This window comes from Candidatus Limimorpha sp. (genome assembly GCF_056203535.1).
The window spans coordinates 1-22,469 of the sequence record NZ_JBADWU010000018.1 but is presented as its reverse complement, the minus strand read 5'-3'; the positions used below and the strand labels follow the sequence as shown (position 1 = coordinate 22,469).

The following is a 22,469-nucleotide window of genomic DNA, read 5'->3' as shown; positions in this document are numbered from 1 at the left end:
TAAGTTGCTTGCGCTCCGTTGCAGACAGACTTACCTCGTACTTCTGGATAGGCATAATCGTATCGTGTTGTATGTGACGCGGCAAAGATACGATTATTCTTTGTTTTATGCAATATTTAGATATTACAAAGTACTAGGAATCTGTCGTGAACTCTATCCGTCACTTTCACGTCAATCGTGAGATATTGAGCGTTATGCTTTGCCAAATCCTGCTTGAGCATTAACCCAGCCTGTCTTGTGATGATTGTCGCCGCAACGTTTTCATTCCGTTTCGACAGCAATAGCAACACAGATTCATCAATGTAATTGTCAATCAGAACGACCCGTGATTTTGCCGATTTCACAAGTTGGCTGGCAAATACATACGCATCGAAAATCTGTCCATCACAGAAGACGCTTTCAACAGGCGGCAATGCGGAACGGATGAAGAATCCTATTTGTTCTTCGTTTTTCCGAATTCTCTGCTCATGAACGAACAGTTCCTTATCAACACGTTGCTCAAAAGCCTCCAGCCTTGTGTTAATGGCGTATCCCCGCAAGAGATAATCCTTCAAGATCTGATTTGCCCAGATACGGAATTGAGTGCCACGGTTCGACTTGACCCGATAACCGACGGAAATGATCACATTTAAACTGAATAACTTTATTGGCTTGTCTGAATTTGCAATGTGCAAAAATTGCACATTCCTTCCTTCGTCTAATTCTTTTTCCTTAAACACATTGTTAATATGTTTAGTAATGACAGACCTATCTCTTTGAAACAGTTCCGACATCTGGCTTTGTGTCAGCCATACCGAATCGTTCTCGACACGCACTTCCAAATTCAGCATATCATTCGGCTGATAAACAATGATTTCGCTTTTCTGCTCCATTTCTACCTCCCCCAGCTGTCTCTATCCAGACTCCTGTAATTGATAGCTTCGGCTAAATGCCCCGGCTGAATGTTTTCGCTGCCGTCGAGGTCGGCGATGGTGCGGGAAACCTTTAGGATTCTATCGTGCGCACGTGCCGAAAGTCCCATCTTGTTCATGGCATTTTTCAGCATGTTGCGGCAGGTGTCGTCCAAGTCGCAATACTTCTGGATAAGTTGTGAATTCATCTGCGCATTGGCATGAATGGTCGGGAAATCGGCATAGCGTTGCTCCTGAATTTTCCGTGCGGCAATCACGCGCTTGCGCACCTCGGCACTCGACTCGCCCGTGCGCTTTTCGGTCAAATCCTTGTAAGGCACAGGCGTGACTTCCACATGCAGGTCGATTCTGTCCATCAGCGGGCCGGAAATCTTATTCAGATATTTCTGCACCGCACCCGGAGGACACGTGCATGGCTTTTCAGGATGGTTGTAATAGCCACACGGACAAGGATTCATGGCAGCAATCAGCATGAAATTGGCGGGGAAATCAAGGGAAATCTTGGCACGGGAAATCGTCACGATCCTGTCCTCCATTGGTTGCCTCATAACCTCAAGGACTTGTCTTTTGAATTCGGGGAGCTCATCGAGAAAGAGAACACCATTATGCGCCAAAGAGATCTCTCCAGGCTGCGGATAAGTGCCGCCGCCGACCAAGCCGGCATCACTAATCGTATGATGCGGACTGCGGAACGGACGCGTCATTAATAAAGAGGTGTTGCTGCCCATCAATCCGGCAACGGAATGGATTTTGGTCGTTTCCAAGGCTTCAGCCATCGTCAAAGGCGGCAGGATGCTCGGCATCCGCTTGGCCAACATGGTCTTGCCGCTTCCGGGAGGGCCTATCAGGATGACATTGTGGCCGCCAGCAGCAGCAATCTCCAAAGCCCGCTTGATGTTCTCCTGACCTTTCACATCACAGAAATCAAATTCATAAAACTCCTGCTTTTCAACATCTTCTGGGGAGATTTTCACTGGCTGGATATTGTTGTTTCCGTTCAGGAAATCGACCACCTCGGTAAGGTTTTCCACGCCAATCACATCAATATCGTTGACGACTGCGGCCTCTTTGGCGTTCTCTTTTGGAATGATGACGCCTTTGAAACCTTCCTGTTGTGCCTTGATGGCAATGGGCAATGCACCCTTTATCGGGTTCAGAGTACCATCGAGCGACAATTCGCCCATAATGATGTATTGTTCAAGGTGTTCCGTCTCCACCTGCCCCGAAGCAGCCAAGATGCCGATGGCAATCGGCAAGTCGTAGGCCGAGCCTTCCTTGCGGATGTCGGCAGGTGCCATATTAATCGTGATTTTCTTTCGCGGATAACTGAATCCGAGGTTCGTAAGCGCCGCTTCAATACGTTGGTGGCTTTCTTTCACCGCGCTATCGGGCAGTCCGACAAGGAAAAACTGTATTCCTTTGTCAATGTTCACTTCTATTGTGACTGAAATCGCATCAATGCCAAACAAGGCACATCCAATGGTTTTTACTAACATGATATTGTGGGATTTAAGGATTTATTTATTTCAAATGACTCATAATTATTTCTTCAGGAACGCTCATTTTGCTGAATGCAAACAATTTCATTCCAAGGTCTTTCAGCGAAGCACCAAGATGATAGACTTGCCCATCAATGATAAGGAAACGGTCGTGAACCTTGGTTCTTGAAACGTGCAATTCTACCGTTCTGCCGTATTGGGAAAACGCCAAATTTTGCAAATCGGTCAAAACGCGGCTGATTTTCTCCACATAAATGCTTGCCATAACGCCTTGATTTCTTGTTTCAAGAATGTCAAATGTCTTTGCATCAATGTAATTGTCTATCAAAACGATCTCTTTTTGTGCCGTTTTTATTAGGTTTTCAGCAAACAATCTCGCGCCAAGCACCTGACCTTCAAACAGAACTCCTTCAACAGGCGGTTGATTCGTGCGAATGAAAAAATCAATCTTTTCCTGATGCGAGTTCACTTTCTCTTCCAGCAGAAACATCCGTTTGCTTTGCTCGTCAAATCGTGTGTCAATCTCCATTTGAACGGTTTGCAATTGCTCACGGAATGCATATCCTCGTAATAAGTAATCTTTTAGAACGGCATTTGCCCATTGCCGGAAATATGTACCTTGTAAACTTTTCACCCTATAGCCAACAGAGATGATGACATCGAGATTATATAATTTTTGATTACGACGGACAATTCTTCCCCCTTCATCCCGAACTTGTAAGAAATCCTTACAAGTTGAAAATTGCTGTAACTCGCATTCTTTATAGATGTTCCGAATGTGCAACGTGATGTTTTGCGTCGTAGTTCCAAACAATACAGCCATTTGGGCTTGAGTTAGCCAAACCGATTCTTCATAAACTCTCACTTCCAACCGAATCGTTTCATTCGGTTGATAAAGCACTATTTCGTTTTCCTTTTTCGTTTCCATTCCATATTCGATTTTAAAAAATTTCAAAGCAAGTCCTTGTTTTAATAAAAAATACTATTTTTGCACCCAGTAATACGAAAGTCCACACTGCGGATAAGGTTAAGCATTGCTCCTTTCAGGTGTGGGCTTTTTGTTTACCTCAATATTATAATATTATTTCCCGCCTTTTTGAAACTGAACTGCCATCCTAACACATTCCTTCTTCCCATCAATCAAACATTTACATTTAAAATTGAGATATCCAAGAATGTTTGGCCCATCACTTTGCTTTGCATCACCCCAATTATTGTATCGGGCATATTTGATAATGTCGGGCAGAATAAGGACAGCCGCAGCTTTCTTGAAATAAATGGCCTCTCCTAAGGCTGTTTTTCTTGCTGATGTTACCGAAACTCGAATTGGCAATTCAGTATCAATGTTTGTGATTATTCTTCCAGCATATTCTTTCCTTATCAAATCAAGAATGATTTTTCTTAATTGCTGCAACTTAACCTGATTCCATTCTTTTGGCGTATCAACAGATGGGATTATTGTTTGCCTATATTTCCCTGACCTTTTCATCATTTACTGCCTTTTGATAATTTCCGCTACAAAAGTGCAACATCTGTCAAGAAAAAAGCCGACAACAAACGTTTGTAGTCGACTGTAAGCATTTGTTGTCGTTTGCTGTCGTTTTTATTGTTGATTTACAATAAAATAAAAAAATCACCTCTGACACAGTTGTCAAAGGTGATTTTATCCGATAATCAAGAAAAATCAGTTTTTCTTCGGCTTAAAGTTGGAGCTTTGGAATATGCCTTGGAGATCGTTGTTCTTCATCAGTTGCTGCAGGGTGATTTCGTTATTCGCCATGTAGGAACGCACGATGTGCAGACCGAAAAACTCACCCAGTCTTGCCGGCGCCTCGTTGCTGTATTCCTGCGTGAAAGGTCCGTCGGCTAGGAAAGTCATGTGCATGTCCAGACCTGTTGAGAACAACCGTTGATTGCCTACAATGTCAGCCCACACTCCGCCCTCATTCTCATCAGCCCATTTCATTTGTTCCTCGGAATAGCCAAGTAAAATGTGATCGGGCAATTCGGGCGCCATTGCTTCGATGAAATACTTGATTTTTCCTGCATTCACCATCTCGTCGGAAAGGTTGGTCTGCTTGCGCCACTCGTAAATATAGGCCATATAAAGTTCCATTGCAACATCCTTTGCCAACGTTTCCTTCACCGTGCGTTCCGAAATGTAACGCGGCATTCCAATCTGGTCATAAACCTCGTCACGATTGAGATACCAATCCAGCGAAATAATCAGATTGTCATCAGAAACCATGACTGCCGGTGTTTCGGAATTTACACCCGTAACACAAGTAAATACCTTTTTAGGCAATTGAATTTCAGGATAATAATAATTGAAATGCGCATAAACGTCTTCCACGGTTTTTTCGACATAATCCAAGTTTGGGAAAGCGGTCTTCACCTTTTCGTAAAGAATGTTCATGTATTCGTCCGTGGCAAAATCCTTCAAGTATTGTACCGCATTCGGGTTAGTCAAATCACCTCCAAGGAATGGGAGATAATCGCTCTGAATACGCATCAGTTCAGCCTGAAAATCAGCCGTGTCCAGATGGAACAGCACATCTTCATAACGACTAAATGTCAAATCGGTAACCGATGCAGTCTTTACATCCAGTTTTTTCTTGTAATCGGGTTCGTTGTTTTTACAACTGACGGCGCAAATCATTATGCAAACCGCTATCAATAAACTGTTTATATGTCTCATAGAATCCTAATAATGTTGTTCGAAAAGTAATGGCTTTCAGTTTTCGGTTCTCAGTCTTCAGTCGATAAATAGTTCAAAATTGTTCAAAAAGTCTAAATGTCCAAAAGTCCAAATGTCCAAAAGTCCAAATGTCAAATTGTCCAAAGGTCTAAAAGTCCAAATGTCTAAAAGTCCAAATGTCAAATTGTCTTATCGTCCCAACTCCTCCTAACTCCTAATTCCTAACTCCTAACTAACTCATTTCTCAGCATTTCGTAAGCCATCACGGTTGCGCGTTCAATCACGTTTTCACGCGAGTTGCCGAAATTGAAACGTTTCGAAATCACGCCATCAGGCGTAGCCACGCCCAACCAAACCGTTCCGACGGGGTTTTCTTCCGTGCCACCGCCAGGTCCTGCCACACCCGTTGAAGCCAAGCCGTAATCAGCGTCATAAACCTTCCTGACGCCTTCGGCCATTGCCTCGACAACCTGCTGACTGACAACGCCAAACTCATCAATCACTTGTTTCGGTACGCCTAAAACATTGGTTTTCGATTCGGTAGCGTAGGTCACCGCCGTGCCTTTGAAAACATCCGAGCTGCCAGGAATCATCGTGATGCGATGCGCCATATTGCCGCCCGTACAACTCTCAGCCGTGGCAAAAGTCGCGCCTTTATTAATTAATAGGTGAAAAACGACGTTTTCAATCGGCACATCATCCATGGCAAAGACATTTTCATGAATCAATGCTGAGAGCTTTTCAGTTTCCCTATCCAAAGTCTCGTGCAGAAAATCGGCATTTTCATGTCTTCCACTCAGGCGCAAACGCACCAGTCCATATTGCGGCAGATAGGCAAGCGATAGAAAATCAGGCAAATTCTCTTCCCAATCCTTGATTTTGTCGGCCAAAAACGATTCACCGATGCCCGTCGTCATAATCACCCGCTTTTCGTATGGAATTGATTTGAAACGATGCTTGAATCGTGGCAGCAGTTCATCGTTGAAAATGCCTTTCATCTCAAACGGCACACCTGGCATAAACACAAAGACGACACCGTTTTTCTCCAACCACATGCAAGGTGCCGTGCCGTAACTATTCTGAATATAGGTACATGATTTCGGCAAAAGTGCCTGCCCACGGTTTCGCTCCGACATGGTGAATCCACGGCGGTTGAAAATGGAAACCAAATTATCGTATGCCTCTTGATTGAAAACAAGTTCCGTCCCGAAAAACTTGCATACGGTTGGTTTCGTAATGTCATCAGCAGTTGGTCCCAAACCGCCAGTAACCAGCACTAAATCAGCATCCATGCAGTTTTCAAACGCATCCAGAATGGCTTTTTCGGAATCGCTTACCGAAAGCACTGATTTAAGGTTATAGCCTGCCTCCGACAAATGCTCACCAAGCCAAGCTGCATTCGTATTAATCACTTGACCAATCAGCAATTCATCACCGATTGATATATTTTTTACAATTACTTCCTTCATATTTGAACAATTTCGGCAAAAGTACGCTATTTATCTCATTGGAGACAGAAATATCCATTCATTTTGAAAAAAACACTACTTTTGCAAAGACAAACACCTTAAATTAATATGCATCAACCAATTCCCACATCACAACTCATTCTGAACGAAGAAGGAGCGATATATCACCTCAACCTGCATCCCGACCAGATTGCCGACGACATCATTTTAGTTGGTGATCCGGCCCGCGCCGACATGGTGGCCGAGTTTTTCGACAAAATCGAAGTGAAACGCCAAAACCGAGAACTTTTTACGCGCACTGGCTATTTCAACGGCAAGAGAATCACTGTTTTATCGACAGGCATGGGCACTGATAATCTTGACATCGTAATCAATGAATTGGATGCTTTGGCCAACATCGACCTGAAAACGAGAATGCCGAAAGGAAATCACCGCACATTAAATCTTATCCGGTTGGGTACATCGGGAGCCTTGCAAGCCGACATCCCTGTTGAAAACAGTTATGTGGCAACACGCTACGCCCTCGGCTTCGACGGATTAATCTATTTCTATGAGAAAAACCGGGAGATTAATGAAACCGCCATTCGTGACGAATTCATCAGACAGACTGATTATCCATCAGATTTGCCTAAACCATACGTCGTTGAAGGGTCAAAAGAATTGTTTGAACGTTTGGGAGAAGGCTATCATCAAGGCATAACAGCCACTGCTCCTGGGTTTTATGGGCCGCAAGGACGAACATTGCGTCTGCAATTAGCCTATCCCGAGAACAACATGAAAATTGAAAATTTCAAATATGGTGATTGGCGCATCTGCAATTTCGAGATGGAATCATCGGCATTGTATGGCTTAGGCAAAATGTTAGGGCATAACTGCCTGACAATTTGTGCCGTAATCGCCAACAGGGTGACTGAAAAATTTGCCGCAGATTACCATCCAAGTGTCAGAAATCTTATCACTAACACGTTGGAAAGACTTGCAAACCAATAATTTTTAAAGTTTTTTTGAAAATAAGATTTCCGTAAAGAAAAAAGTCTTACTTTTGCACCTCAATTTTTAGTGAAAATATTAATAGAAATCAAAAAATACTAAAGTTAAAATGAAGAAAGCATTTATCACAATGTGTGCAGTCCTAATCGCCTCTGTATCAATGGCAGCAGGTCATGTGGACTCAGTTCGTTACCTGACCACAAAAGCTGGTCAGAATTGGTTTATCACTCTAAATGGAACCATGAATTGGTGGCAGGGTTCTGATAAACACCCCCAAGGTGATTACGATAAAGTCCATTGGGACAGAATGGCATTTGGTGGCAGTTTTAGCGTCGGAAAATGGCTCAATCACAAAGCTGGCGTTAGAATTTCATACGATATTAATGGATTCAACAGTTACATTAATGGAAGACACTCTGGAGCCAGCAACTTTCAATTCCTTTATGAAGACAATCCACGTCCAGATGCAAATGGCTACTATGAAACTCATGGCATGTATCATAATCTGCATGGTGATTTTCTGTTTAGCCCGATAGATTTCTTCCAAGGTTACTATAATCCAAAGAGACTCTATACTCCTATTGTGTATGCTGGTATGGGTGTCGCCTGCGTTTCCGAATATTTCTTTGTCTTGAAAAGCCTTATTGATGACGAAGGTCGTAATTTCGAATATTCAACACAAGTCGGTTTGTTGAACAGATTTAGAGTGAACGATTATCTTGATTTGAATTTGGATTTGAATTGGTCGACTCAGGAATGGCATATCGATTCATGGTATAATGAATGCCAAGACCCAAGACCAAGAAGAGCTGACTTCAACTATTCAGTCGATCTCGGTCTCACCTACTATATCGGTGGCAGAATTTACGAACTTCCTTCCAATTACGAAAGAGAAATGAAGGAAATGCGCGAAAGAATCAAGCATCTCGAAGATGAACTTGCCGCTGTTCCTGCACCTGTCCCTGTTGTTGTACCGGCAGACACTGTAGTCATCTATCAAGACAATATTGAAGCTATCAGCTATCCTTTCTCAATCTTCTTCAACCTCGATTCATATCAGCTGATGTCAAAGAGAGACCTTGTCAACTTGAGAGAAATTGCCAACGTTGCAAAAGCTAACGGTTACAAACTTCGTCTGAGAGGTTCCTGCGACAGTGCTACCGCTACCGCTGAATACAACCAGAAACTTTCTGAGAACCGTTGCAGAAAGATCATGATGGAACTCTTAGAGATGGGCTTCCCAGAGGAAAACATCATCCTCGAACCAGTCGGTGGTGTTAAGGAACTTGATCCTACCGAATTTGACCGCCGTGTACTTATCGACCTTATCAAGTATCACGAATAAGGTAAAAGACTTCACATCTATATGAAAGGCTGGCAAATGTCAGCCTTTTTTTATTGTCAAATATATTGAATCTCTTTTTTCCCTATTTTTGCAAATCAAACTTTTATAGAAATGACAACATTTATCATCGCATTGGCAGTCCTCGTCTTGGGATATGCTATTTACGGAAGGATTATTGAAAGAGTGTTTCATATCCATCCCGAACAAGCTACACCTGCAATTACATTATCTGATGGAATCGACTATGTTCCCATGAAACCTTGGAAAATATACCTTATCCAGTTTCTTAACATAGCAGGTGTCGGCCCTATCATTGGAGCCATTATGGGCGCACAATTCGGAACGGCATCGTTTCTTTGGATTGTGTTGGGCAGCATTTTTGCGGGTGCTGTTCATGACTATCTTTCGGGCATGATTTCCTTGCGCGACAAAGGCTGTAGCCTCCCGGAGATTCATGGCAAGTATCTTGGTGAAGGCGTAAGACAGATAATGCGAGTCTTTACCATGCTGGTGATGATTTTGGTCGTTGTGGTTTTCGTTAATACACCGGCGACCTTGCTGAACGAGCATTTCACGCCAAATTGGAGCCCATACATTTGGCTTGCTGTCATTTTTGTTTATTATATCATAGCCACACTTTTACCTATTGATAAACTCATCGGTAAAATCTATCCGATATTCGGATTCCTCCTGATCGGCATGGCGGTTGCCATTGTCGCAGCCTTTTTCATTTACAAGCCTGAAATTCCTGAATTATGGTCCGGCTTGCAAAACCGTCACCCAGATGCTGCCAACAATCCGATTTTCCCAATGATGTTCATTTCAATAGCTTGCGGTGCCATTTCTGGACTCCATGCTACACAGTCGCCGTTGATGGCGCGTTGCATGACCAATGAGCGTCAAGGCCGCCCGATTTTCTATGGTGCCATGATTACCGAAGGCATCGTGGCTCTGATTTGGGCTGCTGCTGCTGCCTATTTCTTTGGCCCCGATAGCCCCGTCGATGTCAGTGGAAAAAGTGGAGCAGCCATTGTAGGCATTATTGCCGACACATGGTTTACGCCAATCGTTGCAGCCATTACCGTGTTGGGTGTCATTAGCGCTGCTATTACATCAGGCGACACTGCCATGCGCTCGACACGACTCATCGTCGCCGATATTCTGAATTACGACCAAAAGCCTTTGAAAAATCGTTTGATAATAGCTATTCCCATTCTGCTCATCAGTGGAGGCATTCTGGTATTCAGCATTTCCGATAGCCGCAGCTTCCAACTTATTTGGCGCTATTTCGCATGGGCAAATCAGGTTCTTGCCACAGTAACGCTTTGGGTCATTACGGTTTATTTCGCCCAAAACAAGAAAAGACCTTGGTTTGTCGTTACCATCATTCCAGCCCTGTTTATGACAATGGTGACCGGTTGCTTCCTGTTTGTCGCCAAGGCTGCTGACGGAGGCTTCGGCTCATTCATTCCTCGTAGTGTTGGCTATGGCATTGGTGCCGCCATCACAGTGGCAGCATTAACGGCTTTCATTATCTGGAAAGTGAAAGCCGCTCGGCGCAATGAGGAAATGGGAAAATGAGTTTTTGGGAATCAGAAGACAAACTCTGCCATGATAGGGTAGTGGTCGGAGATATAGGGTTTACCGTAGTCGCCATTTAAGGTGCGGAAATCCGTGATTTCTGCATTCTTGTAAAAGATATGGTCGATGACGGGATTGCCATCGTATGGCTTGCCGAAATAATTGAACGATGCTTCCCATTGCTTGGCGGGCAGCAAGGCGCGGCTGTCGTTCATCACGGCTTTCAACGGGTCGAAAATCGGTGAACTGACATCGCTGTTGAAGTCGCCTGAAAGGAAAACAGGCAAGGTTTCGTCTTCTACAATTTCGTTTATTTTATTTACAATCAGCAGTATGGATTGTTCCCTTGCCACTTGTCCGACATGGTCGAGATGCGTGTTGAAGGCATAGAAAGCTTTTTCTGTCTTCACGTCTTTCAGTTTTGCCCAGGTGACGATGCGGTAACATGCTGCATCCCAGCCCATGGTCGGTACGTCGGGCGTTTCGGAAAGCCAAAAGTCGCCTGAGTTGAGCGGTTCGTACAAGTCGTTGCGATAGTACAAAGCCATAAATTCACCTTCCTCCTTGCCATCGTCGCGGCCTACGCCGACACGGCTGAACTGTGGGCAACATTCGTCGATGTAAGCCAATTGTTCGGGATAGGCTTCCTGCAATCCGAAGATGGTAGGCTGTTCGGTTTCAAGCATTTGCTTGGTGGCAGGCTTGCGCAAATCCCAGGCATTATCGCCGTCATCGGCACGGCTGTTGCGGATGTTGTAGGAAATGTAACGGACGGTTGCTTCTTTCTCGCCACAGGCGGTCATCATGGAAAGCAGAACGATTGAGATGAGGAAAAGAATGTGTTTTTTCATTGCAATTGAAATTTTGAACACTGCAAAGTTAGTTTTTTTGAACATAAATCTATCATAATTGCCTGCCATTTTTTTCTGTCGTATCAAATAATTGCCTATTTTTGAGACCTCAATGGAAAACATCTAAAATTCAATCTATATGAGAAGATATTTGCTACTTTTTCTCAGCCTGCTGTTTGGCTTCCAAATGGCGATTGCCAAACCTGTCGATATCAGTCAGGCACAAAGGCTCGGACAGAAATTTGTCCATGCGAATTTTGCCAAGATACGGCAGAACAACGATTTAAAACTTGTTTACACAGGCGTTTCATCGCGCGGCGAAGCCTGTTTCTATGTTTTCAATGTCGGTCAATCGGGTTTCGTCATCATTTCCGCTGACGACTGCTACCGCCCTGTTGTCGGCTATTCCGATGAGGGCGTTTTCGAGACGGAAAACATGTCGCCCGAGTTGAAGTATTATTTGGACAATATCGCCGAAGGCCGCAGTCAGGTCCGCAAGAACATTCAAAGCCCTGAAGTTGCTGTAGAATGGCAGCTGTTTGCCGAGACGGGCAGACTGCTTTCGTTCAACAAAGGCAAAACTGCGACTTACCTTGTGCAGACCAAATGGAACCAGGATTCGCCTTACAATAAATTTTGTCCGCTTGCATCTGGCGGTTCCGGCGGTCGTGCCTACGCAGGTTGCGTGGCTACAGCCATGTCGCAGGTCATGAAATACTGGAACTATCCTGAACACGGCATGGGAAGCCATACCTACATTTATGGCCACGATACGCTTTCGGCCAATTTCGGTGAAGCTACATACGAATTCGACAAAATGAAGCTTTCTATTGGCCCCATGTCGCCCGACGAAGACGTCTTACCAATTGCTTGGTTCATGTATCATTGCGGCGTCGCCGTCGACATGATGTATTCCGCTTCGGGCAGTGGCGCTTACTCTGAAGATGTGCCTGATGTCATCCTGAAAAATTTCGGCTATACCAATAAGGCACGCCTTCGCAAACGTGACAGATATTCCTTGGAAGAATGGCAGAACATGCTGAAAGACAGTTTCGACCAAGGCTGGCCAGTTTACTATTCCGGTTCAAGCGACGATGGCGGCCACGCTTTCGTGTGCGATGGTTACAACGATGCCGATTTGTTTCACTACAACTGGGGCTGGAGCGGCAGTAGCGATGGCTGGTTCGTCATCGATGAGATTGATTTCAACAGAAATTCAGATGCTATTTTCAATTACGTTCCTGCATACGTTTTTGAAGGCACTGCGCATGCCGTCAGCGATTTCAAAGCCGTTGCCAACGGCGATGACGGTTTTTCGGCCACGCTTTCATGGACCAATCCGAGCCTTACCATTGGAGGAAATGCCATCGAAAGCATTGAAAAGGTGGTTGTTATGAGAGACGATGAAATCATTGATGTGATTGAAAACCCAACGCCAGGAGCCGCCATGACATACGTCGACGAAGCTGGCGTTCCGATGATGGTCAACTATACAATTTATGTTGTCAACCAGGGATTGAATGGCAAGAAAGCATACGCCAACAACGTCAATCTCGGCCCGACTTGTCCTTGGACGATTACCACGACCGAAAACTGGAACGATGGATGTCTGTCGGTTTACAACAATGCCGGACTGCTTTTGGTGAAAATCAGTGCCGACCGTAGCGAAAGCACCGATTACGAAGTGGAAATGTCGCAGGGTCTGATCAGATTCGTGTGGACGGCACCGACCGATTCCATCAATTTGACATTCAGCATTAAAGATTCCGAAAATAAGACGATTTTCGCTTTTGATGGTGCTTCTGCCGATATGCCGAATGGCACGTTTTTCATCGCAAACAATTCATGCGGTGCTTCTGCCGATATTTATGAAACGCCACAAGATCTTACCGCTGAGACGGTTGGCACCGACATCGTGCTGAATTGGACGGGCATCAGCAATCCGGGTTTCGGCTACAACATTTATCGCGATGATTATCTCTACAGCATGGTCGCCAACGGCACCACCTTCACCGACCGCAACGCAGGCCTTGAAAACCATTGCTATCACATCACCGCTTTCACGGCCAATGGCGAATCGGATGCCTCAAACGAAGCCTGCGCCAATGCCATAATCGAATGTTCCGCACCGAAAGATTTCAGTGGCGAAGTCCTTGAAAACGGCAAGGTGAAACTCAGTTGGGTTGCGCCGGAAATCATTGATTTTTCGGGCTACATTATTTACAGGAAGTCATTCGGTTCTGATTACGAAAGAATTAAGTTAGTCGGAAAGACTGCAACATCTTACACCGACAATACTTTGTTGAAAGAGGGAGACATCTACTATTATCAGATTAAGGCCTACTATCAGGAATCGGCTACCGAATCGGCTCCGGCCATGAATGTCGATGACCCGAAACTGAATTATGTTGTCATCAATAAGACGGCCATTCCGACTCATTTGACGGGAACGGTGCAAGGCGGCGAAATGCTCCTTGAATGGAATCCGGCCTTGAATGCCGAAACATACAATGTTTACTGCAACGGCGAAAAGATTGCTAATGAAATCGCTGACAATTTCTTCACGGCTTCGCTCGATGCAAGCATTACGGCTTTCACGTTCCATGTCACGGGCGTGAAGAATGGCGTTGAATCAAGTGCATCCAACAAAGTCCATCACGGCAATGTGGGTGTCGGCGAAAACAGCATCGTTGATTTGCAAGTTTACCCGAATCCGACCCATGGCAAGGTTATTGTTGAAGCCGATGGCTTGGTTTCAGTCGTTGTTTATGACGTTTTGGGTCAGGAAATCATGCAATCAAATGCCTCTGACAATGTCGCCACGCTGAATCTGTCGGGCTTGCAAAGCGGTGTTTATTTCATCAAGGCGTATGCCTTAACCGGAAGTTCAATTCAAAAAATCATCCTTAACTAAGCAATACCATGAAAAAACTGATATTCACTACTTTAATGATTTGTGTCGCCTTTTCGGTAACGGCACAGCACAGAAGAATGCCCAAGTATTTCCGCAACACTTCTGAAAGACGGCATTATGAAGCCAGAAAGCCCGGCCGTTTCGTAAACCAAAACACCGATTTCCGTTTTGCCGCCGATTTTGATGCGCGTTTGGACAGCGTCATCGGGGCCAACGATTTTGACTGGACGCAGTGGAAAAACATTTACACTTACAACGAAAACGGTCAATGGGCAAGCGAAACCACATACGAACTTCGTGACAACGCTTGGCTGCCGACCGAAAGATGTGAGTTCGCCTACAATGAGAATGGAAAACCAGTTCAGGAACTTTATTCCAGACCGACAGATGGCGAATGGAGCCAATATTACAAGGTTGAAACGTTTTACAATGTTGAAAACCAAATGGATTCAATCGTATATTCCAATTGGAACGATGATGCTTGGGTGGGCGCATCGAAAAACGAATACACCTATTCCAACGGCCTTTTGTCACTTCTGATGGCTTACAGAAACAGTGATGGCACGTGGACGGAAAACAGCAAGTATGAATATATTTACAACGGTGAAAATCAATTGGTTTTCCGCCTTTATTCAACCATTCGCAACGGCAGTTGGCGCGAATCGTCGAGAGACACACTGTGCTACGAAAACGGATTGCTTGCCACTTTCAGTGAGCAGGTCAGAAGCATGGGGTGGGGTGGAAGCAGCTGGAGAGATTCCTACCGCTACGAATACGCCTACGACAATGGCCTTTTGACAAGCGAAACCTACTATTCAACCGGCATGGGCGGCACGCCGATAAGCCTCAAGAACAAGTCGGAATATGATTATGACAGCAATGGCAATCTGACCGCTAAGACGACAAGCATCTTCAACGAAACCGATTGGACGGTTCGCGATGAATACAAGAACACTTTCGACCTTCAGCATCAAGCCGATAAGATGATGGGTGTCGAAGCCTTGTGGCGTAATTTCACCTATTACCAGAATGTTTTGGGTGAGGCAATGCCGATTCACAACCGCTTGCTGTCGTCGTACATCATATCGACAAGCCTCGACACGCATTTCCAGATTTTCTATTCCGATATGGCAAGCGTCGCTGAAAATCAGGTGGATGCCGAAATCCGGGTCGTGGAAGGAATGGTTTCTGTTGTAACTGAAAAACCTGCCGACATTGCAGTTTATGATGTTTCAGGCCGCATGATCGCTCAGAAACACGATGATAATTTCACAATCAATTTAAAATCAGGCTTGTATCTCGTTAAGGTGGGTGAAAAAGCCTCAAAAGTCGTTATCAAATAATCATTTTCAAATGAAAAAGCACTTCTTTTTCCTTTTGGCGGCAATGTTCGCTTTCAATGCGGCAAACGCCAATCCCGTTGACGAAAAAACGGCTCAGAAAGTTGGCCGCAATTTTGCCAACGCCAATTTCAATTTACGGCAAAGTGCCGAACTGAAACTTGTCTACACGGGCATTTCAACACGTGGCGAGACTTGTTTCTATGCCTATAATGTCAACAACAGCGGTTTTGTCATCGTTTCTGCCGACGACCGTTTTCGCCCAATTGTCGGTTATTCCGATGAACGTGTTTTTGAAACCGAAAACATGTCGCCCGAAGCGAAATTCTATCTGGATAAGATTATCGAGGCACGCACCAGTCCGAATGTCGTCCTTTTTGATGACACCGAAACCGAATGGCAATCCGTGATGAAGGATGGTCGCCTCATTTCGCGCAACGGCGGTCGTGATGCCTCTTATCTGGTTCAGACCACTTGGAATCAGGATTCGCCTTACAACCTTTATGCTCCTGAAGCAAGTGGCGGCCCTGGCGGACGCTGCTATGCGGGCTGCGTGGCAACGGCTATGTCGCAGGTGATGAAATACTGGGACTATCCGGCGCAAGGCACGGGAAGCCATTCCTATCATAGCGGCTACGGACAGCTGTCGGCCAATTTCGGGCAGACGACTTACAACTGGGAACACATGCCGAATCAGCTCATTGGGACTTCAACCGATGAAGAGATTGAAGCCGTCGCCCTGCTCATGTATCATTGCGGTGTTGCTGTCGATATGGGCTTCGGCCCCAATGGAAGCGGTGCCTATTCGGGCGATGTCCCGTATGCCATCAAACATTATTTTTCCTATTCCAATCAGGCCAATGATGAATACCGCGACTATTATTCGCTTACGCAATGGCAGAACAAACTGAAAGAATCCATTGATTTGCATTGGCCTATCTATTATTCAGGCTACAGCAACGATGGCGGTCATGCTTTCGTTTGCGATGGCTACGACGACAAGGACCTTTTCCACTTCAACTGGGGTTGGGATGGCAGCAACGATGGCTGGTTTGTCGTCGATGAAATCGATTTTGCCGGCTGGGCTTCGGCCGTCTTCAATTTCGTTCCTTCCGATGTGTACCAATACATGCCGAAGCAGCCTGAAAATCTTCAAGTCGTTTCGTTGGGCGACATGGAATGTTCGGCCACGCTCTCTTGGAAAAATCCATCGAAAAACATTCACGACAACAACCTTACGGCCATCGACCAGATTGTCGTAACACGCAATGGTCAAGTGATTTACACCGAGAATAATGTTGCTCCGGGCGCCAATATGGAATACACTGACCATTATATGCCTACCATGGTCGATTATGCCGTTTATGCCGTTGTCAGTTCGGCAAAAGGCTTGCCAGCCGAAGCCGAAAACATCAATTTAGGCCCAACCAGCAATTGGACTGTTGAAATGTCGGCACCGGATGCGCAGGGCTGGAATGGCGGCTATCTTTCGTTTGTCAATTCATCGGGAATCGAAATTGCGCAAGCCACGGCAAATTCCGCATCGGCAACGCAAACCGTTGAAATGCCTATTGGCCACGTCAGTCTCTGCTGGAATCTGCCAAGCGAAGAGGTCGAAAACCTCGGTTTCGTTTTGAAAAACGGTCAGGGCAACGTTGTGACAAGTTTCGAAGGCAGTTCCACGGAGCTTTCAAAAGGTATGTTCTACCTTATTAATAATACAATGAGTCCTGAGATTGGCAATGCGCCGATAAGTCTCAGTGTTTCGCGTCAAGGCAATGATGTGCTGCTCAGTTGGCAGGATTCCAATAGCCAGACAGCCAGTTATTTCATTTATCGCGATGGATTGCTTTACGGCATTGCGCAGGAACCCCATTTCACTGACAGTCAGGCAGCAAGTGCTTTCCATACCTATAAAGTCACGGCTTTCAATGCAGCGGGCGAATCGTCGCCGTCAGCCGAATGTCACTGGACTTTGCAAGGCGAATGTGATACGCCTATTGGTTTGCGCTACGAAAAATTGGCTGGTGGGAAAGTCAAGGTTATCTGGGATGCGCCACAAGGTGCGGATCCAACGGGATACATGGTCTACAGACGCTCGCCAGGAACCGAATTCAAGCGTGTGAAACTGACGAGTTCGACAAATTATTCCGATAATCTTAAAGTTCAACCTTGCGACCGCTACCAATATGCCGTTACGGCTTTTTACAGCGAAACGCAATGCGAATCGGCCTACGCTCCGACACAAAACGAGCCTTCGCTCAATTTTATGGAAGTCGATAAGACTATTATTCCATTCAGATTGAGCCACGCTATTGAAGGACAGAAAGTTAAGCTGAATTGGCAGGAAGCTTTAGTAGCAGAAACCTACACGGTTTATCGCGATGGCGAAATCCTCGCCGAAGGCTTGACCGAAACCGAATACATAGATGAAACCGTCGCTTATCAGCAGAATTGCGATTACTATGTTATCGGTATTTCGGGCAACCTCGTTTCAAGTCCGTCCAATACCATCCACGTTGACTGGACTTTAGGCACGACTAATGAAAATAGCGAAAGCCTGATTTCGGTTTATCCGAATCCTGCTGCCGATAATGTTTTTGTCAAGGTCGAAGGTCAAAGCCATGTTGAAATCTATAACCTTATGGGGCAGTGCGTTATGGAGGAAGACCTTCAGAATGGCGGCGAAAACATCGGCATTGCCAATCTGCCAAAGGGCAGTTATTTCATCAGGATTAATGGCGATAAAGAAAATGCCACGATAAAATTCATTAAAATGTAAACAACAAATAATCAATTGAATATGAATACATTCACAAAACTTACCGCTGTCGCCCTTTTGCTTGGCGCCAACACGGCACTTTTTGCTCAGGATGCAAAAGAAGCCGAAAAGGAAGAACCTGTTTATCAAATCACTGAAACCGTCAATGTGAAGCATACGCCCATCGACAACCAAGGCCGTTCGGGAACCTGCTGGTGCTTTGCCGGTACGGGCTTTGTCGAGGCCGAAATCCTGCGCATTTATGGCAAGGAATTCAACCTTTCGGAAATGTTCACCGTGCGCAATGCTTGGACTGAAAAAGTTTCGAAATTCGTCAACATGCACGGCAACAACACTTTAAGTCAAGGTGGCGAAGTGTGCGATGTGCTTTACATGATTGATAAATACGGCATGATTCCTGATGCTGACTATACGGGCAAAGTCATTGGCGAAGAACGCCACAACCACGGCGAAATGAACGATGTCATCAGTTCATACGCCCGTGCCGTCATCAAGAATGGCAACGGCCATTTAAGCCCGGCTTGGAAGAAAGCCTTGCCTGGCATTCTCGATGCTTATCTCGGCGAAGTGCCTGAATCTTTCACCGTTGATGGGAAAAAGTACACGCCAAAATCGTTTGCCGAGGCCTATCCGCTCGACCCGAACAACTACATCGAAATCGCTTCCTACACCAATCAGGAAGTGAACAAGCCTTTCATGGTCGAAATACCTGACAACTGGACTTGGACGCCAGCCTACAACCTCACCCTCGACGACATGATGGCCGCCGTAGACTATGCCCTTGAAAACGGTTACACTGTGGGTTGGGCTCAGGATGTCAGCGATAAGGGTTTTTCGCGCAAGATGGGTCTGGGCATCGTTCCTGAAGATCTTGATGCAGAAAACCTTTGGAAAGAAATCGTCCCAGAAAAGACCATCACCCCTGAAGACCACCAGAAAGCCATCGACAGCTGGGAAGTCGGCGACGACCATTCGATGCTCGTTGTCGGCCTCGCCAAGGACCAGAATGGCACCAAGTATTACAAAATCAAAAACTCTTGGGGCACCAAGGATATGGTTTATGACGGTTACTGGTACTGTTCGGAATCATATGTCCGTCTGCACACCATTTTCTTCACGCTGCACAAGGATGCACTCTCGAAGGACATGAAAAAGAGCCTGAAATTATGATTCATCCCTCATAAAAATGTGATTTTTTCAGAAAAGTCCCTCATAAAAATGTGATTTTTTTATTTTAAGTGACTGAAAAAGTGTATATTAACAAATTTTGGAGGTTTTTTAATCTTATTCATTAAATTCCTACCTTTGCAAATTACATTTATAAGAAACAAATAAACAATTCAACAATAAACAAATCAACAATTCAACACAATGAAATTCACACACATTTTTACCGCAGCAGCCCTGATGTTCAGCGTCAGCGCATTTGCTCAGACAGATGAAAAAAAGGAAGTCAAGGAAGAAGAAGGCTTCAAGTTCACAACAGTGAAGGAACTCCCTATCACATCCGTTAAGGACCAGAACCAGGCTGGCACTTGCTGGTGCTATTCCTCATTAGCATTCTTCGAGTCGGAATTGCTCCGTATGGGCAAGCCTGAATACGATTTCTCGGAAATGTACATCGTTTACAAGACCTATTTGGATCGCGCTGAAGCTTCGGTCCGCACCCACGGTGATGTTTCTTTCTCACAAGGCGGTTCATTCGGCGATGTCATGTACGCCATCCGTCACTACGGCCTCATTCCTGATTCAGAAATGCCAGCCGGTGCCATGCACAACGATTCATTGTCGAACTTCACCGAACTTTCAGCCGTGACCGACCCATACGTCAAGGCTATCGCTACTGGTAAGAAAATCCAGATGGATGCTGACGGCAACCCGCTGTGGAAGAAAGGCCTTGCCGGCATTTACGATGCTTATCTTGGCAAATGCCCTGAAGAATTCACCTACAACGGCAAGAAATACACGCCTATGAGCTTCGCCGAATCGACAGGCCTGAACATGGACGACTACGTCAACCTGACTTCTTTCACACATCATCCTTTCTATGAAAAATTCGTCATCGAAGTGCAGGACAACTGGCGCTGGGGACAGGCTTGGAACCTTCCTATCGACGAACTCATGCAGGTGATGGACAACGCCATTGAAAACGGTTACCCGATTGCCTGGGGTTCAGACGTCAGCGAAAGCGGCTTCCTCCGTGGCAAGAATCTGGGTGTTGTGGTTTTGCCTGACCTCAAGTCAGATGGCAAAGACCTCACCGGTAGCGACATGGCTCACTGGACAGGCCTTTCGGCAGCCGACCGCAGAAAAGAAGCTCAGAATGGTCCTACCCCACAGAAATGGGTCAGCCAGAAAGAACGCCAGATGGCATACGACAACTTCGAGACTGGTGATGACCACGGCATGTTGATTTACGGTACCGCTAAGGACCAAATCGGCAACGAATACTTCCTCGTGAAGAACAGCTGGGGCGATGCCGGCAACTACAATGGCATTTGGTACGCTTCGAAAGCTTTCGTGCGTTACAAGACCATGAACATCGTTGTCCACAAGGATGCTCTTCCAAAGGACATTGCCAAGAAACTCGGTATCAAATAATTACAAAGCTATAATGATTCTAAAAAGAACGAAAATGCATTTTTTTTGCGTTTTCGTTCTTTTTGTTAGGATTTGTTCTATATTTGCGCCCAATTGAATATCAGCATCTTTATATGAAAAAGAAAACCTTGTCCGTCATCATAATATTAGTGGCTGCGTTTATCGGTCGCAGTTCAATGTTCGCTCAGTCGAGCACCTATCTTAATTTAGGAGTGAATTTTCCTCAAGGTAATTTTGGAAGTAAGGCCGATAACTGTGTTTTGTATAGCAATAATGATCAAGGCGGAGCCAATACTGGAATCAATGTCGGGTTCAAGTTCATTAATCGCACTAAAGCCAACGGTTTAGGTTTCATGTTTACTGTGGATGGAATGTACAACAAGTTGCAAAGTGATTTGAGTTCAGAGAATTTTGTTGATTACAATACCGATCAGTATGGTCACATCATTGAAGAGATTGAAGGAATTCCGATTACTGTAAAGAATCCGAAGTATTTTAACCTGCCCGTTATGGCTGGCTTAAACTATAGTTCGGATTTCAACAGAACTTTGGGCTTTTTTGTTGAGGCTGGAGCAGGTATCAATGCAAGATTCATTACGCCTTGCAAAATCACTGCTTTCGATTATACCTTGGATCTAAAGCCAGACTACACGTTCACAAATCGTTATACTACAAAGTTTGCATTCGCATTTCAGTTTGGAGTTGGCATTAAAATCAAGGATGCCATCACTCTTGGTGTGAGCTATTTCGATTTGGGCAGTGCTCTTGTTCAAGGAACTACCGAAAAACTACTGAAAACCACAGCTTCGGCTCCGGTTGTCGGTGAAAAGGAGAACTTTAAATACAGACAATTGTCGACAAAAATGCTTGTTGTCCGTTTGGGCATACATTTGGGATAAGTGTTGACAATCGGAAAAATGATAACAGAGGCATATCTTATGTCTCTGTTTTTCATTTTTTTAATAATGATTAAATAATGAGTTGTAATGATGCTATTGCATAAATGACAGAATATGTGTGATTTATCCTTTCACATCGTCTCGTGTTATTTTTTTAGTGTTACTTACATCTTTTTTCTTATCTTTGTTGTCATTAACAATCAAACTATCCGATTATGATTACAAGAAAAGAATTAAGACAACAAGCCCTTGATACCTTGTCGGGCAAATGGACAATGCCAGTCCTGGCTACTTTGATTTACATAGCCATAACAGCAGTTCCCCGCATTCTTACAAATTTAGGGAAGCCGCCATATCTCTTTGAACCTGTCACAAATGCCATTTTGATAACCACCGGATTCATATTGTTGATTTTTTTGTTGCCGTTGGAATATGGCTTTGGAGTGTCTTTGTCTTACCCTGAAAAAGGTTGACTCAAAAAGACAAGAGTCAAGGATGTATCAGTTACACACAGAGAAACAGCAAAAGTACTTCAAGGAAGTCATCCGCCTCCACTATGAAGAGGGATACGGAGAAAACCGGATTGCCA

At 45.0% G+C, this 22,469-nt stretch carries 17 protein-coding genes; 10 read left to right on the top strand and 7 right to left on the bottom strand.

Going from position 1 to position 22,469, the window contains the following annotated elements:
- Window positions 1–116 precede the first annotated feature (116 nt).
- The 6 genes from AC06MN_RS02000 to AC06MN_RS01975 all read right to left on the bottom strand — a co-directional run bounded on the left by AC06MN_RS02000 (window position 117) and on the right by AC06MN_RS01975 (window position 6,577).
- On the bottom strand, window positions 117–872 hold the full coding sequence (locus AC06MN_RS02000; protein WP_475670677.1) for a virulence RhuM family protein: 756 nt from the start codon (window positions 870–872) through the stop codon (window positions 117–119).
- A 2-nt stretch (window positions 873–874) separates the two neighbouring features.
- Window positions 875–2,407 carry a YifB family Mg chelatase-like AAA ATPase gene (locus tag AC06MN_RS01995; RefSeq protein ID WP_475670676.1) on the bottom strand — a complete coding sequence of 511 codons (1,533 nt, stop codon included), beginning with the start codon at window positions 2,405–2,407 and terminating at the stop codon, window positions 875–877.
- Window positions 2,408–2,432: 25 nt separating this feature from the next.
- Window positions 2,433–3,338 (bottom strand): virulence RhuM family protein, encoded by a 906-nt coding sequence (locus tag AC06MN_RS01990; RefSeq protein ID WP_475670675.1) that lies wholly within the window; start codon window positions 3,336–3,338, stop codon window positions 2,433–2,435.
- A gap of 153 nt (window positions 3,339–3,491) precedes the next feature.
- Window positions 3,492–3,902, bottom strand: coding sequence for an LPD3 domain-containing protein (locus AC06MN_RS01985; RefSeq protein ID WP_475670674.1), 411 nt, complete (start codon window positions 3,900–3,902; stop codon window positions 3,492–3,494).
- Between the two features lie 192 nt (window positions 3,903–4,094).
- On the bottom strand, window positions 4,095–5,108 hold the full coding sequence (gldB, locus tag AC06MN_RS01980; protein WP_475670673.1) for a gliding motility lipoprotein GldB: 1,014 nt from the start codon (window positions 5,106–5,108) through the stop codon (window positions 4,095–4,097).
- A gap of 221 nt (window positions 5,109–5,329) precedes the next feature.
- Window positions 5,330–6,577: a competence/damage-inducible protein A gene (locus tag AC06MN_RS01975; RefSeq protein WP_475670672.1), complete on the bottom strand. Its 1,248-nt coding sequence runs from the start codon at window positions 6,575–6,577 to the stop codon at window positions 5,330–5,332.
- Between the two features lie 108 nt (window positions 6,578–6,685).
- Here AC06MN_RS01975 and AC06MN_RS01970 point away from each other — a divergent pair, with 108 nt between their 5' ends.
- From AC06MN_RS01970 to AC06MN_RS01960, 3 genes are all read left to right on the top strand, one after another.
- Complete coding sequence (locus AC06MN_RS01970) at window positions 6,686–7,567, top strand: nucleoside phosphorylase (RefSeq protein ID WP_475670671.1); 882 nt, start codon at window positions 6,686–6,688, stop codon at window positions 7,565–7,567.
- Window positions 7,568–7,676: 109 nt separating this feature from the next.
- Window positions 7,677–8,912, top strand: coding sequence for an OmpA family protein (locus tag AC06MN_RS01965; protein ID WP_475670670.1), 1,236 nt, complete (start codon window positions 7,677–7,679; stop codon window positions 8,910–8,912).
- Between the two features lie 111 nt (window positions 8,913–9,023).
- Window positions 9,024–10,493: a carbon starvation CstA family protein gene (locus tag AC06MN_RS01960; RefSeq protein ID WP_475670669.1), complete on the top strand. Its 1,470-nt coding sequence runs from the start codon at window positions 9,024–9,026 to the stop codon at window positions 10,491–10,493.
- Window positions 10,494–10,504: 11 nt separating this feature from the next.
- Here AC06MN_RS01960 and AC06MN_RS01955 read toward each other — a convergent pair whose 3' ends face one another.
- Window positions 10,505–11,344 carry an endonuclease/exonuclease/phosphatase family protein gene (locus AC06MN_RS01955; RefSeq protein WP_475670668.1) on the bottom strand — a complete coding sequence of 280 codons (840 nt, stop codon included), beginning with the start codon at window positions 11,342–11,344 and terminating at the stop codon, window positions 10,505–10,507.
- A gap of 139 nt (window positions 11,345–11,483) precedes the next feature.
- On the opposite strand from AC06MN_RS01955, the gene AC06MN_RS01950 reads away from it, so the two are divergent.
- From AC06MN_RS01950 to AC06MN_RS01920, 7 genes are all read left to right on the top strand, one after another.
- Window positions 11,484–14,258 (top strand): C10 family peptidase, encoded by a 2,775-nt coding sequence (locus tag AC06MN_RS01950; RefSeq protein ID WP_475670667.1) that lies wholly within the window; start codon window positions 11,484–11,486, stop codon window positions 14,256–14,258.
- A gap of 8 nt (window positions 14,259–14,266) precedes the next feature.
- A complete protein-coding gene (locus AC06MN_RS01945; RefSeq protein ID WP_475670666.1) occupies window positions 14,267–15,601 on the top strand; it encodes a T9SS type A sorting domain-containing protein in 1,335 nt (444 codons plus the stop codon).
- Between the two features lie 10 nt (window positions 15,602–15,611).
- Window positions 15,612–18,380, top strand: coding sequence for a C10 family peptidase (locus AC06MN_RS01940; RefSeq protein ID WP_475670665.1), 2,769 nt, complete (start codon window positions 15,612–15,614; stop codon window positions 18,378–18,380).
- A 21-nt stretch (window positions 18,381–18,401) separates the two neighbouring features.
- Window positions 18,402–19,550: a C1 family peptidase gene (locus AC06MN_RS01935; protein ID WP_475670664.1), complete on the top strand. Its 1,149-nt coding sequence runs from the start codon at window positions 18,402–18,404 to the stop codon at window positions 19,548–19,550.
- A 201-nt stretch (window positions 19,551–19,751) separates the two neighbouring features.
- Window positions 19,752–20,981 (top strand): C1 family peptidase, encoded by a 1,230-nt coding sequence (locus AC06MN_RS01930; protein WP_475670663.1) that lies wholly within the window; start codon window positions 19,752–19,754, stop codon window positions 20,979–20,981.
- Between the two features lie 113 nt (window positions 20,982–21,094).
- Window positions 21,095–21,880, top strand: a complete 786-nt coding sequence (locus tag AC06MN_RS01925; protein ID WP_475670662.1) for an outer membrane beta-barrel protein — start codon at window positions 21,095–21,097, stop codon at window positions 21,878–21,880.
- A 215-nt stretch (window positions 21,881–22,095) separates the two neighbouring features.
- Entirely contained in the window at window positions 22,096–22,353 is a 258-nt protein-coding gene (locus AC06MN_RS01920; protein WP_475670661.1) for a hypothetical protein, read from the top strand.
- Window positions 22,354–22,469: the final 116 nt, after the last annotated feature.

Bases quoted from the DNA above. Each gene is read 5' to 3' on its own strand.
- AC06MN_RS01920 (WP_475670661.1), top strand. From the start codon at position 22,096: ATGATTACAAGAAAAGAATTAAGACAACAAGCCCTTGATACCTTGTCG.
- AC06MN_RS01950 (WP_475670667.1), top strand. From the start codon at position 11,484: ATGAGAAGATATTTGCTACTTTTTCTCAGCCTGCTGTTTGGCTTCCAA.
- AC06MN_RS02000 (WP_475670677.1), bottom strand. From the start codon at position 872: ATGGAGCAGAAAAGCGAAATCATTGTTTATCAGCCGAATGATATGCTG.
- AC06MN_RS01995 (WP_475670676.1), bottom strand. From the start codon at position 2,407: ATGTTAGTAAAAACCATTGGATGTGCCTTGTTTGGCATTGATGCGATT.
- AC06MN_RS01975 (WP_475670672.1), bottom strand. From the start codon at position 6,577: ATGAAGGAAGTAATTGTAAAAAATATATCAATCGGTGATGAATTGCTG.
- AC06MN_RS01940 (WP_475670665.1), top strand. From the start codon at position 15,612: ATGAAAAAGCACTTCTTTTTCCTTTTGGCGGCAATGTTCGCTTTCAAT.
- AC06MN_RS01970 (WP_475670671.1), top strand. From the start codon at position 6,686: ATGCATCAACCAATTCCCACATCACAACTCATTCTGAACGAAGAAGGA.
- AC06MN_RS01990 (WP_475670675.1), bottom strand. From the start codon at position 3,338: ATGGAAACGAAAAAGGAAAACGAAATAGTGCTTTATCAACCGAATGAA.
- AC06MN_RS01960 (WP_475670669.1), top strand. From the start codon at position 9,024: ATGACAACATTTATCATCGCATTGGCAGTCCTCGTCTTGGGATATGCT.
- AC06MN_RS01985 (WP_475670674.1), bottom strand. From the start codon at position 3,902: ATGATGAAAAGGTCAGGGAAATATAGGCAAACAATAATCCCATCTGTT.
- AC06MN_RS01935 (WP_475670664.1), top strand. From the start codon at position 18,402: ATGAATACATTCACAAAACTTACCGCTGTCGCCCTTTTGCTTGGCGCC.
- AC06MN_RS01930 (WP_475670663.1), top strand. From the start codon at position 19,752: ATGAAATTCACACACATTTTTACCGCAGCAGCCCTGATGTTCAGCGTC.
- AC06MN_RS01965 (WP_475670670.1), top strand. From the start codon at position 7,677: ATGAAGAAAGCATTTATCACAATGTGTGCAGTCCTAATCGCCTCTGTA.
- gldB (WP_475670673.1), bottom strand. From the start codon at position 5,108: ATGAGACATATAAACAGTTTATTGATAGCGGTTTGCATAATGATTTGC.
- AC06MN_RS01925 (WP_475670662.1), top strand. From the start codon at position 21,095: ATGAAAAAGAAAACCTTGTCCGTCATCATAATATTAGTGGCTGCGTTT.
- AC06MN_RS01945 (WP_475670666.1), top strand. From the start codon at position 14,267: ATGAAAAAACTGATATTCACTACTTTAATGATTTGTGTCGCCTTTTCG.
- AC06MN_RS01955 (WP_475670668.1), bottom strand. From the start codon at position 11,344: ATGAAAAAACACATTCTTTTCCTCATCTCAATCGTTCTGCTTTCCATG.